Below are 17,552 nucleotides of genomic sequence, written 5' to 3'. Positions count from 1 at the left end.
GTCGTTATTTCGTCATTTACAGGTTGAAAAGCGAAAAGCGTGCCATTTTTTTTAAATAGGCTAAAAAAATCAAAAGTTGGCATAGGCTGTGCTTCTAATACCATGTATGGCTTGTTTTTATCGAATGTTAAAAATTCATCAAGATGATGCAAGTGTGATCTTTACAACAATCAAACCTGAATGGATTTTATAAATGGCAACTTTATTCGCCCCTATTTTTGATATTCCTGCACAATTACAAATACTCACTAACTTAGCAGATGACCGAATTGGTGCAAAAATTGTGGAATGTTCCGATGATTTTTTTGCAGAAGCAAAACGCATGCTTCAATTTGAAGCACCAGTATTTGTAGAAAATAAGTTTGACGACCATGGGAAATGGATGGATGGGTGGGAAACGCGCCGTAAACGTCAGAGTGGTTACGATTGGGCTATTGTGCAATTAGGGGTTGCGGGTCGTATACAAGCAGTAGATATAGACACCACATTTTTTACGGGTAATTATCCAGCCTCGGCTTCTGTTGAAGCATGCTATGCACCTGATGGTGATTTAAGCCAAGTTGAATGGGTCAGCCTAATAGATAATTCAATTTTAGGCCCAAGCCAGCACCATATATTTAATGCTAAATCCCAGCAACTTTTTAGCCATATTCGTTTAAATATTTTCCCAGATGGTGGAGTGGCACGTTTTAAAGTATATGGCACTGTTGAAGTGCAACAACACAATACTGAACAGACCTTAGATCTGTTAGCCTTAGAAAATGGTGGTCGCGTAATTGCCTATAGCGATGCTCATTTTGGGCATCCACGTAATTTAATTAATCCAGGTCGTGGCATTAATATGGGAGATGGCTGGGAAACTAAACGTCGCCGTGCTCCTGGTTTTGACTGGTGTATCTTAGCATTAGGTCAAAGTGGGAAGATTGAACAAATAGAGATTGATACAGCACATTTTAAAGGCAATTATCCTGCGCAGGTGTCTATACAAGCGGTATATATTGAAGATGCAACTGATCCGCAGCTCATCCCACAAAGTATATTTTGGCCATTTTTACTCACTGCACAAGAGATGCAAATGGATCATATTCATCAATATGTGGCTGAAATACTCCAACATGAAAAAATCTCACATATACGTGTAAACATGATTCCAGACGGTGGAATTAGCCGTATACGCCTTTGGGGTAAAATTGCAGGATAATAGCTATGAGCGTGAATATTGATTTGCAAAGCATTTATATTGAACCGCTTGCTAAAACGAGCTTTGCTACTTTTGGTGAGGTGATCCAATGTGCTGAGCAAGAGTTTTTTCACATCAATGATGCACATACAGAACGCTATCATGCGATTGCTATGAGCCAAGCAGATCAAGCACAAACAGGTATGAGTATTTTTCGAAATATCAAATCTACGGCATTGCCCTGCACAATTAATATGCTAGAGCGCCATCCTTTAGGATCTCAGGCTTTTGTTCCCATGCATGGGCAGGCATTTCTAATTGTTGTAGCCCCTGCTTTAGACGAAAACCAACCAGATCTGAGTCAACTACGTGCGTTTATCACGAATGGCGAGCAAGGTGTCAATTATCATGCGGGTACATGGCATCATCCACTTCTGACTTTTGAAGCCCCAAGTCAATTTGTAGTGATTGACCGTATTGGTACGGGCCCGAATTGTGACGTGGTTCAGTTCACGGTTCCGGTTCAGATTTGTGAGACTTAAAACATAGTCCTTTAAAATTTATTTCTTATCTAAAACAAGCACTTCAGTGCTTGTTTTTTATCTTAATTATTTTTTTATTATAAATATATCAGTCTGTCGATCTACGGCTTATATATGTATCTATCGAACTGCTCACACTATTCTAAACCTTATAAAAAAGCCCACAAATGTGGGCTGTAGGCTCGCTCTTAATAAAGCAAATGATTAGTTTAGTGCGGTGTTTTTATCATTGTTTTAGACACACTCACAGCACTTTTAGGTTTAAAGATACTCAGATGGTTAAACACAATGTTTAGTAAGATCGCCATGACGCAAGTAGAACTAATTCCTGAATGAAATAATGTTTGTACCCATTTTGGAAAGTTAGCATAGAATGAATGATCAATAATTGGAATCATACCTGCTGCGATTGCGGTCGCAACAATGATCAAATTCTTTTGTTCGTTATAGTCAATTTTGGCCAAAGTACGAATACCACTAGCAGCCACAGTACCAAATAGCACCAAGCCTGCGCCACCCAATACAGGTACTGGAATAGCCGCAATTAAACGCCCCATAATAGGTAAAATACCCAGCACCACTAAAATTAAACCGCCTGCAGCCACCACAAAACGGCTTTTTACTCCAGTAATGGCAACCAATCCCACATTTTGTGCAAATGCGCTTTGCATAAATGATCCAAAAATTGGGGCTACTGCACTCGATAGCATATCTGCACGTAAGCCATTGGTAATACGTTCTGCATCTACTTTAGTATCTACAATTTCCCCGACAGCAATAATGTCTGCCGTGGTTTCAGTCATAATTACAAGAGTAACAATCAGCATGGCAATAATCGCGCTGAGTTCAAATGTTGGCATGCCAAAAGCAAAGAAACTTGGGAATTGAATCCAGTTGCCACTTGCGACTTTAGAGAAGTCACCGAAGCCAAGTGCATAAGCCAATACAGTGCCTAAAATAATTGCCAGTAAAATAGACAGACGACGAATAGTAGCATTGCGGGTTAAATTCAGTGCAATCACAATAGCCAAAGTTAAAAACGCCAAGCTAATGTTTTCTGCACTACCCCAATCTGGTGCTTTGTTATTGCCGCCCATCATCCAGCGTACAGCAACGGGAAGCAATGACAGCCCGATCACAGTAATGACGCAACCTGTAACAATAGGTGGAAAGAAACGAATAATTTTTGAAAAATAAGGCGCCAGAAAAAAACCGATTAACGAGGCCACAATAACCGCACCATAAACAGCAGATAATCCACCGCCCGTAGTGACAATCGCAATCATGGTGGCTACGCCTGCAAAGGATACACCTTGCACTAAAGGTAATTGTGCACCAATATATTTCACCCCTATAGTTTGTAACATGGTCGCTAAACCGCCCACAAACAATGCAGCAGCAATCAATAATCCAATTTGTGCTGCTTCTAGACCAGCCGCTGTACCAATAATCAGTGGTGGTGCAATAATACCGCCATACATGGTCAACACGTGTTGCAAACCGTATGCAAGGCTTTTACCTGCACCTAAATATTCATGTTCTGGCGAAATGCTCTTTTCATGTTCTGTCATTTTTATATTCCCCTATATTTTAAACTTTTAGTTGTCAATTTAAGCGTTTAACTACCGCGGTAAGTCGAATACGCAAACGGGCTAATCAGCAAAGGAATATGGAAATGTTGTGATGTATCTTGTACATAAAAATGAATCACGGCTTTGGGAAAGAATGTGTCCATGCCTAAAGCTTTAAAATAAGGGGCTGTAGAAAACTCTAAACTATAAGCGCCAGCCTTAAACTCGGTCAGACCAAAGTCCATCACGCGTCCATCACTATTGGTGACGGCAGAACCTAAACTATGTCCAATGTCATTAAACAGTTCAATTTTTACATTGGAAGCAGGTTTGCCCAAAGTTGTATCTAAAATATGGGAACTGATCATGCGCTAAGCTCCTGCATTAATCTTAATAAGGCAATTTCTGATAACTGCTGATGCACAATGCGTTGCTCTGTATCTGGATCATTCATTAATCGGTAACGGAGCGCTTGAAGGACTTCTTGGCTGTTCAGGCCTGAAGCTTTAATTAAAAAAATGTAGCCATATTTTTGTTCATACGCGATATTTCCAGCCAAAAGCGCTTCCTGTGTTTCTTCATCACTGGTAATGCTTGCCTGCTCACGATTAGAAAAATCTTGTTCTTGATTGCTTAAATGAGCCTGAGCTTTTTTTTCACCAATTCGTGGATGATTATCCAAAGCACTTTTAATTTCAGCCCACTGCCATGTGGCTGCCTGTTGCTTTGCTAGACCTAGAAGCTCTTCAATTGATGTATAAGGTCGCTGAGCTGATAGTTGATTAGTCCAGCTCTCAATTTGCACACAGTGCTTTAAAAAAGTTTTTGCATCTGTTTCAGATGCTTGATTAAATTCAGCAAGATGCACTGTTAAATCGCCTAAAAATTGAATATTTGTTCAAATTTTATTTTGCAATATCAATGCCAAAGATACTTAAAAGCGAAAATCCATAATTTTAAAGATCAAAAAAATAGGAGCTAAGCCCCTATTTTTTAATTACTTATACTTCACTCATACCATGTGTTTTTTGCCAGTGCGAAGCAATGTCACCACGCTTACAAATCCACACTTTTTCGTGAGATTGCACATAATCTAAGAACCTTTGCAGTGCCTTAAACCGACCTGGTCGCCCTAAAAGACGGCAATGCATACCAATAGACATCATTTTAGGTGCAAACTCACCTTCGGCATATAAAACATCAAAGCTGTCTTTTAGATATTGATAGAACTGCTCTCCAGTGTTGAAACCACCCGCAGAACTAAATTTCATATCATTGCACTCTAATGTATACGGGATAATTAAATGAGCGCGACGATTTCCTTGACTGTCTGTCAAACTGCTCCAAAAAGGTAAGTCATCGCCATAGTGGTCACAGTCATATTGAATTTGTGGAAATTCAGCCAGCAGTTGACGAGTATTCGGGCTGTCACGTCCGGTGTACCAACCAATTGGAGTCTTACCAAATAATGCTTCTAACACGCTGATGGCCTGATCCATGTGTTGACGCTCAATCTCAATGGGCATGTTTTGATAGTGTAGCCAGCGCTGACCATGCGACACTACATCATAATCTGCATCTTTAATGGCTTGCACAATATGTGGATTACGCGCTAGCGCCATGCCTACGCCAAATATCGTCATAGGTAAGTCACGCTTCTGAAATTCTTCATGAATACGCCAAAAACCAGCTCTCGAGCCATATTCATACATGGAATCCATCGACATGTGCTTAGCTGGAAAGCTGGCAGCACCAACAATCTCAGATAAAAACTGCTCTGAACCTGCATCGCCATGTTCTACATGGTTTTCACCACCTTCTTCATAATTTAAAACAAACTGTACAGCAATGCGCGCTTGATTTGGCCATTGGGCATGGGGCGGATTGCCGTGATAGCCAATTAAATCTCTGGAATAGTGTTGTTGCTGAATTTCATCAATGAGCGCTTGTCCACGCAAATAAGGTGCTGACACTGGCATTTCCTAATTATCTATATCAAACAGTAAAATTAATTCACTATGCTTGCAATTAGTGCGCCAGAAAATTCTCTTTGCATTAAATTCTTTCATTTTTAAGTTTAAAGAATCTGGAAATGCTTGATTTTAATGCATCAATTTTGAATGACTAGAATCAATAAAGGTGTGTAAAATATTGATTAGCATAAGATTTAAAGCGTATATTTTGTAGATATTCAATAGTATCTTACATTTAGAAAAAACTGATTTGCTCTAAATTTTCTTCTACAATTTCTAGCCATGCACGCACGGCTGGGGTCATTGGAACGGTTCTATTCCACGCCATGCTTAAAGTCCAATTAATATGTGGCTCTTGTAAAATACTATAGTTAAATTTTTCAGCACTTAGCTGCTCGCAATATTTTTCAGGTAATAAAGCAATACCGACATTGGAATCCACAAGTTTACTAATAAAGTCCCATTGACTACTTTTACACACTACTTTGGGCTCAAAGCCGACATCGTTAGCAGCTTGTAAAATGATCTGATTAAGCCGAAATGTGTCATTAAACAGTAAAAAAGATTCTTCTTTCAGCTCGATCAAAGACACGGTTTTTCTCTTACCCCAACCAGATTGTTTTCGTGACAGCAAGCACATGGGCGAATCGACGATTGGAATACCACTTAATGCAGGCTTAAGGTGGCCTAAAATAATTCCGACATCTACTTTTCGGGCCAAAATAGCTGTTTCAATACTCGTTGCCCCAACTTCAAAAAAACTTAGCTCAATATTGGGATAAAGCTTATGAAATTTGGCAATCAATCGACTGAACATTGATGAGCCTATGGGGGGTAATCCAATGCTTAATGAACCTTGTTTGAGTTGCTGAATACTCGCAACAGAGGCATACATTTGTCTGTGTTGCTCGAGCATAGACAACGCGTGTTTATATATTTGCTCGCCAATTGCGGTTAGAGCGACATCCCTTTTACGCCCAGCCTGACCTTTATGGAATAAAGATGCGCCTATTTCTTCTTCTAATGCATCAATCATTTTACTGACAGTCGGCTGACTCACAAAAGATTCTTCGGCAGCTTTAGAAAAACTTTGTAGCTGTACGATATTCACAAAAACATTCAGGCTTTTAATATCCATAGTAAATTATTCAAAAAATGCATAATTATTTTTCAATTATTCATAATTTGCTTATGAGGTCAATTTTAAAATAGCCATCAGTTGTTTAGTACAGTCTGCTCTCTATGTTTAACTTACCTAAAATTCAGCATATTTCTGTTATTGCGTTACAACTTGGGCTATTAACTGCAATTTGGTGGCTTGGTGCTTGTATTCAGCAGTGGCTAAATTTACCTGTATCAGGTGGCGTAATTGGGTTACTTCTGGTTTTAGTAGCGTTACTGTCTGGCGTAATGAAGCTGGATTGGATTAAAGCTGGTTCTAGTTTTATTTTGGGTGAATTGGTGTTGCTGTTCATTCCTTGCGTTGTTGGCATTATGAAATATAAAGACTTATTCATTAGTCAAGGCTGGCAACTGGTATTAAGTGTCGTCATTGGCACCGTAATTGTTATGACCATTACAGCGCTCACTGTTGCATGGGGTTTTAAAATGGAAGCGACTTGGGCGAGCAAGCGCAGTGCTTTAAAAGCACAGCCACAGCAAGGAAAATAAGGTTGATCGTATGAACACTGTTTCAATTGTTTGTCTTATTGCCACTATTGTGGGCTATTTACTGGGCAAAAAGTTTTATAAAAAATATCCACTTATTATTTTCGCACCAGGTATTTTTGTTCCGACCATCATCATCATTGTATTGGTGATGAGTGGCGTGAGTTATGAAACTTATATGCTAGATGCGAAATGGCTTATATGGATGTTGGGTCCTGCAACTGTGGCCTTTGCCTTACCTATTTATGAATATCGAAAGTTAATTCAAAAACATGCCTTTGCTATTTGTTTGGGCATTATTGTAGGTATGCTGGCGGGCATTGTAAGTTCGTTTTATTTGGCAAAACTTTTCCAATTTGATGCGGCGACATCTTACAGTCTCATGGCGCGTTCAATATCTACACCTTTTGCCATGGAGCTCACTTCAAATATTGGTGGTTCTGTTGAATTAGTGATTGTATTTACGATGATTACAGGGACTGCAGGTGTAATGCTCGGTGATATGGTATTGGCTGGACTAAAACTGAAATCACACTTTGCACAAGGTGCATCTTTAGGAAATGCCGCACATGGCTTTGGCACAAGTCACGCTTTTTCACGTCATGCTGAAGAAGGTGTAGCTGCTTGTTTAACCATGGTACTTGCAGGCGTATTTATGGTACTTGCGGGGCCATTTTTAATCCGCTGGACTGTTGCCTTGCTTTAATCAGCATTCATTGAACTTATTTTAACTGCAACCTATCATTCGTGGGTTGCAGTGATTGCTCTCCTTTCTAGTGCAAAGCGCTTTCAATTTATATCCAATAAAAACCATCAAAGGTTTTATCATCCCGTCATTTACAATTCAGCGTATACTGTTTGGTTAAATTTCATATTATTTTGTGCATCACGCAGTCTTGAGCATGCAATGTCTAAAAATCTAGCTACCCTCATCGGTTTCAGTGCCATTTTGCAATGGTCTTCGATTGTTGGTTTATTAAAAACAGTCAGTTTCAGTATTGGGCCAGACCTTGCAGTGACCTTTATGTACACTTTCAGCACGGTCATTTTGTTGTTGCTATTCCGTATTCCAAAATTAAAAGAAATTCCGCGGGTTTACTTAATTTCAGCAACGTTGCTATTTTTGGTTTATGAACTGTGCTTTTCCTATGCTATTGCCTTAGCGCAAACTGCACAACAAGCCATAGAAGTGAGTTTGGTCAATTATTTATGGCCCAGCTTAACGGTCGCAGCATTAATTGTTTTTAAAGAACTTAAATTCAATATTTTTGTCATGATTGGACTGGCTATCAGCTTGGGTGGCATTGTAGTGATGCAAGCGGGTTCAGGTGAGTTTTCATGGGCTACAGTCATGCAAAACATCCAATCAAACCCTGCAAGCTATATTTTGGCATTTATTGGTGCCAGTTTATGGTCGGTTTATTGTGTAATTACTAAAAAATATAGCCAAGGCCACAATCCCATTGCGCTATTTTTCTTAGCTATTTCTGTAGTGTTATGGCTAAAAATGTTGTTATTTCATGATTTTCAAGGAATTCCAGAGATTAGTTTATCTACAGGTATATGTATGTTACTGGTTTCAATTGTGACAGCACTGGGCTATGCCGCATGGAATATTGGAATTATTCAGGGCAATATCACCTTATTAGTCACACTCTCATATTTTAGCCCATTATTTTCATCACTTCTGTCTATGCTCATTTTAGATACCGTACTGTCAAATGAATTTTGGCATGGTGCGATCTTAGTCACAGCAGGATCTTTCGTCTGTTGGATTTCGACAAATTGGGCAGATTTAAAACGCAAACTACACTTTAAATTTAAAGCACTCTAAAAAAAACAGCCATGATTTCATGGCTGTTTTTATGTGAACTCTTCAAAATCACTAAAGCATGTTTAAAACATTAATTAGTAAGTCACGCGTTTATAGTCACGATATTCAGGTGTCCAAAAATTGGCTTCAATTGCAGCCAAAATTTCTTCTTCACTCACTACGGGTGCTACACCATCTTGCATGGCTGCTTTTGCAACACGTAAAGCAATGACTTTAGAAATAGCTTGTAGCTGATCTAAGCTTGGCAATAAATCCGCTGTAGGGTCTTGTAATTTTGGTGAGCATTCAGCCAAAGCATTACTGGTCGCCATTAACATATTATCTGTTACGCGCTTAGCACGTGATGCAATCACGCCCAAGCCAATCCCAGGGAAAATATAAGAGTTATTGCACTGAGAAATATTAAAGATTTGATCATGATAATTTACAGGTGCAAATGGGCTACCTGTAGCAATCAATGCACGCCCTTCAGTCCATTGAATGACATCAGCAGGAACAGCTTCTACCTGAGATGTCGGATTTGAAAGTGGCAAGACTATTGGGTTCTCACAATTGGCAGCCATCGTTTCAATAATTGCTTTAGTAAACAACCCTGCCTGCCCTGATACGCCAATGAGCACGGTCGGCTTAGCATGTTTCACAACGTCTAATAACGAAATGATCTCATCTGCATTTGCCCAATGTGCAATGTGTTCTGGTTTTTGTGCCAATTTACGCTGAAAATTCAATAAATTGGGCTGATTTTCTGTAATTAAACCGAAACGGTCTACCATAAATACACGCTGACGCGCTTCAGCATCAGTTAAACCTTCAGCACACATTTGTGCAATAATTTGCTCTGCAATACCACAACCTGCAGAACCAGCACCTAAAAATGCAATGCGTTGATCTTTCAATTGTTTATTTGAAGCATGTGAAGCTGCAATTAAACTACCAACAGAAACCGCCGCCGTACCTTGAATATCATCATTGAAACAGCAAATTTTATCGCGGTATTTTTCTAATAAAGGCATCGCATTTTTTTGTGCGAAGTCTTCAAATTGAATCAGTGCTTCAGGCCAACGCTGCTGAATGGCATGAATGACTTTATCCACAAAGGCATAATATTCATCGCCACTAATACGTGGATGACGTAAACCCATATATAGTGGGTCATTTAATAATTGTTCGTTGTTGGTTCCGACGTCTAAGGTAATAGGTAATGTATAGGCTGGGCTAATACCACCACAAGCGGTATATAAAGATAATTTACCAATTGGAATACCCATGCCACCAATCCCTTGGTCGCCTAAACCTAGAATACGTTCGCCATCCGTAATCACAATGACCTTTACATTTTTTCGATTTACATTATGCAGAATCTGATCGACATGCTCACTGTCTGGATATGAAATAAAAACACCGCGATGGCGACGGTAAATATCTGAGAAATGTTGGCAAGCATCACCTACGGTTGGGGTATAAATGATCGGCATCATTTCTGTTAAATGATTTTCAATCAAATGATAAAACAGCGTTTCATTGGTGTCTTGAATGTTGCGTAAATAAATATGTTTATTGATTGGATCACTAAATGAACTATATTGCTGGTATGAGCGTTGACTTTGTTCTTCAATATTTTCAATTACATGTGGCATAAGACCATGTAAGTTAAATGCTTCGCGTTCCTGCTCTGAGAATGCTGAACCTTTATTTAGCAAAGGTAGCTCAAGTAAGGTATTTCCTGCGTATGGAATGTATAAGGGACGTTTATTTCGATCTGTACTAGACATTAAAAAAAGCTCTTTTGATTCAACTTTAACGACAGAGGGTTAAAGTATCGCGGTTTTATAGTTTATTCATATAGAATAGCGCAAAACAAAGTGGCTTTGTCATTCATTAAATAAATACCAATCTATCATTAATTTAACCGCAGAATATTAGTTATTGATTTTCTATAGACATGCTCATTGACTTAAAAAGCACAACACCCTTTAGTTTTAAGGAGTTTAATACTTTTGACTCATTTTCATTATTTTTCTTAAAATCATTTATTGATATCTTTTTATTATGATTGGCTTAAAAATAACACATTAACATTTTTATTATAAATATAGATTAATCTGTTTTAGCTATTATCATTTATTAAATTGCAAAGAATGAAATGGCAAAAAAACGTCATAAAAATTTAAGTTTATGTTTAAGCTAAATATTTTTAATATAAGCTACTCAATCACTACACAACATGTAAAAGTTTCGCAGAGAGCTTACACACAAGTACGTCAAACATTCATATTTGATCCCACTTTGTTTTGAATAATAGCATCATGACTTATCATCACCACCGCTTATATTTTGAGCTTGAGTGAAAACTCAATATCTATGGCGTTGGTCAGTAGTCACTTTCAAGGAATCTATGAGGTTTTAATGATGATAAAAAAAATAGCTACTCTTCTTGGTTTATCCGCAATTTCTGTTATGGCTTTGGCGGCCGATCCACTCCACGGTACCAAATGGAAAACGATTGATGATCAAACCAAAAAACCGCTCTCAATTGTAGAATTCCGCGAAGCACCTAATGGTGTGCTTACCGCTAAAATTGTAGATGTATTAACGCCTGGTGAGGCTGAAAGTTGCGCGAAATGCGTAGGTAAATTTCACAATAAACCCTTAAAAGGTGTTCAAATTGTGACTGGATTAAAAAATACTGGTAAGCAAAGCTATGACGGCGGGAAAATTACCGACCCTAAAAATGGCAAGACATATAGCTTTAATGCCAAACTTTCAAATGATGGCCAAACATTAAATGGTCGCGGTTATATCGGTGTCTCTGCTCTTGGGCGTAGCCAAACTTGGATTCGTGCCAACTAATAGATACGCAATAAAAAAATGGCTCTTATGAGCCATTTTTTTATTCTAAATTTTGAGCTTTACTCGTACGCCTGAGTATATTTTTAAGAAAGACAAAGATTAATAGACATCTCGTTTATAACGCTGTTGCTGTTTTAACTGTGTTAAGCCTTCAATTCCAATAATATCAATCAAGGCTTGTTCTACACCCTGAGCCATACCCATTAAACTGCCACAAATATACAAAGTTGCACCCTGCTCAATCCATTCTTTCAATTGTACGGACTTCGCAACTAATACATCTTGCACATAAGCCAGCGCCAGCCCATCTCTAGAATAAACCCGATCTATTTGGGGTAAATAACCTGCATTTTCTATGGCATTTAGTTCAGCTGTACAAATAGCATCATATTGTTGTTGTCTTTCACCAAAAATGAGCCAATTTTGCTGATGCCCTAAAGCTTGACGTTGCTGTAAATGTGCCATTAATCCAGCTAAGCCAGAACCATTGCCTATAAAAATGCAGGGTTCATTACTTGTATTGAGCTGAAAATTTGGATTGGAACGTATGGAAGCTGTCAGTTTTTCACCTATGGCCAAGGACGTAGTTAATAGACCAGAGCCTAAACCTAAACCTTGTTGTCCTACTTCTTGACGCACAATTAAATCTAAATGACCCTGCGCTGGAATACTCGCAATTGAATATTCACGCAGAGGTAAATGACTTAGTGCATCAATCCAACCCGTAACTTCCTGTTCTTGCTTCACAAATACAGGAGCTGTACGCAAATTTTTAAATCGTAGTGCATCAATATGTGAAGCATTTAAATGAGGCTGTTGATTTACAAACTCTTCCAAGGCTTGTTGGCTATTTGCACATTGAATTTCAACAATATCACCTGCATGCCATTGAAGCCCTGGTTCAACCTTAAAGCTCAAAAAGTATAAGCCTGTGCCCTGACTTCCAGCATTGAGTAAAGTTCTTTGACTAAGTTGTATGTCTGTCCAAACTTTTTTTGTTGGTACCCGACTCAACTCAAGCTGTGTGAACTGACTCAACTGTGTTTGCCAAGTATTTAAATCTGCATCTGCCAATTGATCTACACAAACTAAATCAAAGGAAGGCTGAGCATGTTGCTCAATTAACAAATCTTGCAAACGCTGCCCAAAAGCGCAAAAGTTCGTGTATCTACGGTCACCAAAAGCGAGTATTGCAAAAGTTTGGTGGGACAAATCTAAACGCTGCGAAGTCAATTGGTGCTGGAAAACTTGCGCACTATCTGGTGCATCACCTTCACCATAAGTGCTCACAAACCATAAACTTTGATGTGCTCGCTTCAGTTGCTCAACTTGAAGATCTTCAATATTTAGGCAAACACAGTGCTGACCTGCTTTTACCAGCTGTTCAGCAGTTTGTTTAGCGTAATTTTCAGCATGTCCAGACTGACTGGCATAGATGAGTAAATAGGTTTTATCGTAGATTTGATCGACTTTTTGCTGTGTAAATCGGCCGTAAATCAACACGCAAATATAAACCAAACAAAGTAAAAGCAAACACGCCAAAATTGTAAGAAGCAGTGCTACTGCAGAAGTCATCACACTGTCCTTAAATTGCAGTCCATATTAATAAGATAAACAAAGCCAAACTACTTGCGGTTAATAGCAAATGAGTGAGCAAACGTGTTTTGATACTTAAAAATAAAATGAAGCCAGCTACAGACAATAATAAAATAACGATTGAAGCGACATCAATAAACCAATTCCACGCAGTACCCGCATTTTTACCACGGTGTAAATCATTAATGAGAGATACCGTTGATGCAGGTTTTGATGTGACTTCTACTTCGCCTGTGTCTAATATTGCCCAAACATCAGTTTCGCCAGCAGGACTTTCTAGACGGATCATCACTTCACCATCCATCACTTCGCTACTTTTATAACGCCCAACCACAGTACTGTGTTCACGTACGTAATCTAAAAGTGCAGTACTTGGGTTTTCTTGATCAAGCAGTTGTTGGCTTACAGTATTGGGTAGCTGTAATTTAACTGGTGCTTCTTCTGGTGCAGGTTTGAACCAATCTGGATTATTTAAAAACAATCCAGTTAGTGCAAAAAAGAAAAGTGCAATAAATGCAAATGCAGAAAGCCAGCCATGCACATAGCGTGCATGGCGGTAAAAATCACGTCGTTGGTACACTGTTTAAAACCTTAAACTCAATCCGCTATTAATGCGCTTTTTGGAAACTCATTTTGACTGCGCCAATTTCAGTTTGAGCAGGCAAAGATTGTGCTGAAGCTTTAGATTTAACATCCAAATTCAGAGTTTGGTAGCTATGATCGCCGTGCTCACGTGAGGTTTCAATATGCACAGTATAGCTACCTGCTGCTACAGACTTACCATGATCATCCTTACCATCCCAAGCCAATTTGTAATTACCAGGTTGACGTGATGGTTTAGCGACTGCATCTAGATTGGTCATTTGACGGCCATAACGGCGCCACCATACATAGTTTGAATTAATCCACTTCTCATCTTTACCCCATACTGCAAGTGTACGGACTAATTTTTTATTTTCATCCGTTACCCATACAGAAACATAAGGCATACGATATTTTTCAACATTAATTTTTGGAATGGTTAAATCAATTAATGCTTGATAACCTGCTGGCCATTTTGCGGATGCACCTGAAGCAACTGTCAGCATTTCAGGGCTAACGTTGGTTTGTAATAGGTAATTCCAACCAGCGCTTTGATAAAATTCACCATTACTCATGGTCAGTTTTGCTTCGTAACCTACTAGGCTTTCAACTAAAGCCATACCATCTTCAGGTGACATCCCAGCTAAAGCAGTTGCTAGGGCATCTGCATCTGCAGCACACGCTCCAACAACCACACATTGTTCAACATGTTGCAGTGCCAAACCTGTATTTGGATTTAATAAATGACTTTGACCAGCCACATCGCGATAGCCTTTACCACTAAAAGCAACAGCATGGTCGCGTAATTTTAGAACTTCTGATGGAACGGCTAAATCGTGGTGATTAAATGCATCTTGTACGCCAATGCTCCAGCCATCCTTTTGCGGTGCATTCCCCCACACACGCATATCGCCACCAATATCAATGAGCAAACCTTCAATATGAGGTACTTTACTACGCGCTGCCAGCATTGCACGGTCAATAATATAACCTTTTGCATAAGCATCTGGCGCAAATGTGACCGCAGGTTGAATTGCTACTGTTTGCTGTGTAGCATCTAATGTCACTGTATCAGGTTTCATTAATTCGCTAGTAATGGCTACGCGAGTTGATTCGTCAACTGCTTGAATACCTTGGGCTTTTTCCCACATTGCAATCAATTCGCCAAGACGTGCATCAAATGCACCACAGCTTTTTGCGCGCCATGCTTCACATGCAGCTATCACTTCAAATAATTCTGGCGAAATTTGCGCCGATTTTTTTTCATTTAACGCTGAGATTTCGCTGTCAGAGCGCCATACTGAAAGCTTTTTATCTAATTGTGCAATTTCGGCTTCAATTGCATCTAAAGCTATTTTTGCATCTTGTTTATTGGTGCCTGTTACGACCACATCCAATGAAGTGCCTAATACATAATCACGATGAAAACGATGTGTTTGCGTCGTATCTGGCTGATTCAGTTGTGGACTTTGCACCAGATCTGTTGCGTAGGTCTGCAGTGGAGAAATCAGGGTAAGTGCGATAACCAGTGGGCTTAGATTAAACACTTTTTTATGCAATTTTTTGCTCTCAGCGAATGGCATGCTGACTCTCCAAAATATTTTTATAGCATCTTATTGATATTGATAACGGTTATCAAGTAGATTAACGCACATTGAAGATAAATAATTTTTAAACTGGAGAATTTAATGAACAATTGGTTGAAAATCGCCTTGGTTGCATCTTTACCTGTACTCGCAAATGCACATACAGCAAGCCCTTTTTTACTGCCTGACACCTTTGATGCGACATCTTCAAATGTAAGCTTCCAAAGCGCGATTACAATTGAAAAGTTTTTTGCACCCTCTATGAATTTCAAAACAACTTATGTTGTGACAAATCCAGATGGTAAAACAGTAGCGATTAATCCAGCGACTAGTTTGAAGCGTTTTAGTATTGCTGAGTTCGATTTACCTTCAGAAGGTACATATCGTATTCGTACACAAGATGCTACAGGTAATAGCACCAAATATGCACTTGTAGATGGCCGTTGGTTACGTGTACGTCCAGTACGTAATCCACAAAATGCACCCGCTAATCCTGCTCCACAAAAAGTGCCAGAACAAGCAAAAGTACCAACTGCTACACCAGCTCAACCGCCACGTGTAATCGCTGCAGATCAGGTGCCTGAAAAAGCACAAATTATTGAAGCAACAAATACATTTATCGCTGAAAGCTTTGTAACCAAAGGCAAACCTACGGCAATTCCAGCAGTGACCAACAAAGGATTTGAAGTTAAACTCATTAGTCATCCAAATGAGTTGTTTTCTGGTGAATCGCTTAAAGCACAAGTACTATTTAATGGTAAAGCAGTACCAGATTTAGAAGTAGATGTATTTAAAGGCGCGAGCACTTACGAGCCGAATGCAAAGCGTGAATTACCACATGTAGTAACCAATAAAAAAGGTGAATTTGAAGTTAAATTTGATAAAGCAGGTATTTATCTAATTACAGCATCTTACCCAGAAGCAAATTCAGACAACACCAAAAAACCAAACAGCGAAAACTTCACTTATGGTTTGACTGTTGAAGTTGCTGAATAATCTGCCTATCACACATTTATGGTAATGTTAAAAGCACATCTGAAAAGGATGTGCTTTTTTATGCTAAAAAACAATCAAATCGATTAAATGATGAACTCCGCGTAATTCATACTTCTATTTAATATGCTTTGTACGAAAATTTAAAAATCGCTCTGTCGATCCCAAATCATTTTTTGTATCAGCGAATATTTTATTTAAGCCCAAATGACCATGATGGCAGCAATCACGACCAATAAAAGCCCCCAGTGATCCGTTCGGGCGAGCTTTTCTTTAAAGAAAAAGGCAGAAATAAGTAAGCTAAACAGCACTTCTATTTGGCCTAGCGTTTTAACAATCGCAACGGACTGCATGCTCATTGCTGTAAACCAACCTAGTGAGGCTAAAAAGCTACAAACGCTCACTTTAAATGTAAGCCCAAGACGCTTGAACATTGCCACTAAAGTTTTTCGACTAAAAAGACTCAAATACAACAACATGCTTAGGCACTGAAAACCAATTACACAGAGTAATACCCACGAAGCACGATGTAAAAATGGCAAACTACTTAGCTCTAAACTCGCCTCACGGACCAATAACGATGTAATCGCAAAACTTAAACCGCTTCCTATACCAATGATAAGCGTGGGTATTGATAAGCTCTTTAATCCACTACCTTTGCTCAGTAAAAATACTGCTAGACCACCAATAAGTACGCCAATCCAGCCCAAAAAACTGAGATATTCTTGTAAAAATACCACACTAATGAGTGCCGCCAATATGGCTTCACTTTTAGCTAAGCCAACACCAATTGCATAGTTTTTTTGCTTGAATAACATCACCATTAAAATGGTGGCTAAAATTTGGCTACTTCCTGCAAAAAAGATATAGAGCCAAAATTTAGGGGTAAATTCAGCATGTAAAGTGATGGGATGCGTTTGGTACAACCAAAAGATATATACAGCTGCAAAAGGAAAACCAAATAAGAAACGTGCCAGCGTTACGCCATAAACATCTACAGTACTGCTGAGTTGTTTTTGAAATGCGTTGCGCCAAGACTGCATAAATGCAGCCATTAAAGTGAAAAGAATCCAGCTGGAGAACATGACTATTCCAATGACAGGAATGCTTAAAGACAAAGCTTTAATCTACGCTTATTTGGACTAATTTTCGAGTTAAAGTAGTCAGTTCTTCTATT

At 38.9% G+C, this 17,552-nt stretch carries 17 protein-coding genes; 7 read left to right on the top strand and 10 right to left on the bottom strand.

Annotated elements, in window-relative coordinates; genetic code table 11:
• Positions 1-193 precede the first annotated feature (193 nt).
• A complete protein-coding gene (alc, locus tag D9K81_RS05190; protein WP_120374111.1) occupies positions 194-1,201 on the top strand; it encodes an allantoicase in 1,008 nt (335 codons plus the stop codon).
• A gap of 5 nt (positions 1,202-1,206) precedes the next feature.
• Positions 1,207-1,722 carry an ureidoglycolate lyase gene (locus tag D9K81_RS05185; protein WP_171406879.1) on the top strand — a complete coding sequence of 172 codons (516 nt, stop codon included), beginning with the start codon at positions 1,207-1,209 and terminating at the stop codon, positions 1,720-1,722.
• A gap of 209 nt (positions 1,723-1,931) precedes the next feature.
• On the opposite strand, the gene D9K81_RS05180 is transcribed toward D9K81_RS05185, so the two are convergent.
• The 5 genes from D9K81_RS05180 to D9K81_RS05160 all read right to left on the bottom strand — a co-directional run bounded on the left by D9K81_RS05180 (position 1,932) and on the right by D9K81_RS05160 (position 6,404).
• Positions 1,932-3,293: a nucleobase:cation symporter-2 family protein gene (locus D9K81_RS05180; RefSeq protein ID WP_120374110.1), complete on the bottom strand. Its 1,362-nt coding sequence runs from the start codon at positions 3,291-3,293 to the stop codon at positions 1,932-1,934.
• A 47-nt stretch (positions 3,294-3,340) separates the two neighbouring features.
• Positions 3,341-3,661 (bottom strand): hydroxyisourate hydrolase, encoded by a 321-nt coding sequence (gene uraH, locus D9K81_RS05175; RefSeq protein ID WP_120374109.1) that lies wholly within the window; start codon positions 3,659-3,661, stop codon positions 3,341-3,343.
• Entirely contained in the window at positions 3,658-4,161 is a 504-nt protein-coding gene (gene uraD / locus D9K81_RS05170) for a 2-oxo-4-hydroxy-4-carboxy-5-ureidoimidazoline decarboxylase (protein ID WP_120374108.1), read from the bottom strand. The genes uraH and uraD overlap by 4 nt, the downstream gene beginning before the upstream one ends.
• A gap of 133 nt (positions 4,162-4,294) precedes the next feature.
• Positions 4,295-5,266 carry an allantoinase PuuE gene (puuE, locus tag D9K81_RS05165; RefSeq protein ID WP_120374174.1) on the bottom strand — a complete coding sequence of 324 codons (972 nt, stop codon included), beginning with the start codon at positions 5,264-5,266 and terminating at the stop codon, positions 4,295-4,297.
• Between the two features lie 235 nt (positions 5,267-5,501).
• The gene (locus D9K81_RS05160) at positions 5,502-6,404 is read right to left on the bottom strand and encodes a LysR family transcriptional regulator (RefSeq protein ID WP_120374107.1); all 903 of its coding nucleotides are present in this window, start codon (positions 6,402-6,404) and stop codon (positions 5,502-5,504) included.
• Between the two features lie 104 nt (positions 6,405-6,508).
• Here D9K81_RS05160 and D9K81_RS05155 point away from each other — a divergent pair, with 104 nt between their 5' ends.
• The 3 genes from D9K81_RS05155 to yddG all read left to right on the top strand — a co-directional run bounded on the left by D9K81_RS05155 (position 6,509) and on the right by yddG (position 8,768).
• On the top strand, positions 6,509-6,937 hold the full coding sequence (locus D9K81_RS05155; RefSeq protein WP_120374106.1) for a CidA/LrgA family protein: 429 nt from the start codon (positions 6,509-6,511) through the stop codon (positions 6,935-6,937).
• A 10-nt stretch (positions 6,938-6,947) separates the two neighbouring features.
• On the top strand, positions 6,948-7,640 hold the full coding sequence (locus tag D9K81_RS05150; RefSeq protein WP_120374105.1) for an LrgB family protein: 693 nt from the start codon (positions 6,948-6,950) through the stop codon (positions 7,638-7,640).
• A 201-nt stretch (positions 7,641-7,841) separates the two neighbouring features.
• Positions 7,842-8,768, top strand: coding sequence for an aromatic amino acid DMT transporter YddG (gene yddG, locus D9K81_RS05145; RefSeq protein ID WP_120374104.1), 927 nt, complete (start codon positions 7,842-7,844; stop codon positions 8,766-8,768).
• Positions 8,769-8,842: 74 nt separating this feature from the next.
• Here yddG and D9K81_RS05140 read toward each other — a convergent pair whose 3' ends face one another.
• Positions 8,843-10,540, bottom strand: coding sequence for an NAD-dependent malic enzyme (locus tag D9K81_RS05140; protein ID WP_120374103.1), 1,698 nt, complete (start codon positions 10,538-10,540; stop codon positions 8,843-8,845).
• A gap of 640 nt (positions 10,541-11,180) precedes the next feature.
• Between D9K81_RS05140 and D9K81_RS05135 the strand changes: the two genes are divergently transcribed.
• Entirely contained in the window at positions 11,181-11,618 is a 438-nt protein-coding gene (locus tag D9K81_RS05135; protein WP_120374173.1) for a DUF2147 domain-containing protein, read from the top strand.
• Positions 11,619-11,717: 99 nt separating this feature from the next.
• Here D9K81_RS05135 and D9K81_RS05130 read toward each other — a convergent pair whose 3' ends face one another.
• The 3 genes from D9K81_RS05130 to D9K81_RS05120 are packed head-to-tail and all read right to left on the bottom strand — an operon-like array spanning position 11,718 to position 15,379.
• Positions 11,718-13,193 carry a flavodoxin domain-containing protein gene (locus D9K81_RS05130; protein ID WP_120374102.1) on the bottom strand — a complete coding sequence of 492 codons (1,476 nt, stop codon included), beginning with the start codon at positions 13,191-13,193 and terminating at the stop codon, positions 11,718-11,720.
• Between the two features lie 10 nt (positions 13,194-13,203).
• Complete coding sequence (locus tag D9K81_RS05125) at positions 13,204-13,794, bottom strand: PepSY-associated TM helix domain-containing protein (protein WP_120374101.1); 591 nt, start codon at positions 13,792-13,794, stop codon at positions 13,204-13,206.
• 28 nt (positions 13,795-13,822) lie between these two features.
• A complete protein-coding gene (locus D9K81_RS05120; RefSeq protein ID WP_120374100.1) occupies positions 13,823-15,379 on the bottom strand; it encodes a DUF2271 domain-containing protein in 1,557 nt (518 codons plus the stop codon).
• Positions 15,380-15,484: 105 nt separating this feature from the next.
• Here D9K81_RS05120 and D9K81_RS05115 point away from each other — a divergent pair, with 105 nt between their 5' ends.
• Positions 15,485-16,378, top strand: a complete 894-nt coding sequence (locus tag D9K81_RS05115) for a DUF4198 domain-containing protein (RefSeq protein WP_120374099.1) — start codon at positions 15,485-15,487, stop codon at positions 16,376-16,378.
• 194 nt (positions 16,379-16,572) lie between these two features.
• On the opposite strand, the gene D9K81_RS05110 is transcribed toward D9K81_RS05115, so the two are convergent.
• Positions 16,573-17,460 carry a DMT family transporter gene (locus D9K81_RS05110; RefSeq protein WP_120374098.1) on the bottom strand — a complete coding sequence of 296 codons (888 nt, stop codon included), beginning with the start codon at positions 17,458-17,460 and terminating at the stop codon, positions 16,573-16,575.
• Between the last annotated feature and the right edge of the window lie 92 nt (positions 17,461-17,552).

Source organism: Acinetobacter chengduensis (genome assembly GCF_003664645.1).
GTDB lineage: Bacteria > Pseudomonadota > Gammaproteobacteria > Pseudomonadales > Moraxellaceae > Acinetobacter > Acinetobacter chengduensis.
The sequence above is the reverse complement of the archived record's forward strand: the minus strand, read 5'-3'. Positions and strand labels throughout refer to the sequence as shown.